Below are 302 nucleotides of genomic sequence, written 5' to 3'. Positions count from 1 at the left end.
GTTCACCCGGCAGACCGTGCGCCGCTGGAACCTGCACAGCATCTGCGACGACGCGGTCCAGATCGCCTCCGAGCTCGTCGCCAACGCCGTCCGCCACGGCCGGCGCGACACGGCCACAGCCAACAGTGAACAAGCTGGGGTATGGCTGGCTTTCACTCTGCGCCCGCGCACCCTGCTGTGCGTCGTACGCGATCCCAGCCAACTCAGCCCCAGGCTCACCTCTCCTCAGCCATTGGCCGAACGCCACCGCGGACTGCCCATCGTGAACGCACTCAGCCACACCTGGGGCTGGACCACAGCCC

Annotated in this window: 1 protein-coding gene; it reads left to right on the top strand. The window is 68.2% G+C overall.

The window, feature by feature from the left end; all coding sequences use genetic code 11:
* Positions 1-16: 16 nt before the first annotated feature.
* The coding region (locus tag IH50_RS43075; protein ID WP_234328347.1) for an ATP-binding protein at positions 17-302 on the top strand (286 nt) is incomplete at its 3' end.

The sequence above is a fragment of the Streptomyces sp. NRRL S-37 genome, assembly GCF_000721605.1.
GTDB lineage: Bacteria > Actinomycetota > Actinomycetes > Streptomycetales > Streptomycetaceae > Streptomyces.
The sequence above is the reverse complement of the archived record's forward strand: the minus strand, read 5'-3'. Positions and strand labels throughout refer to the sequence as shown.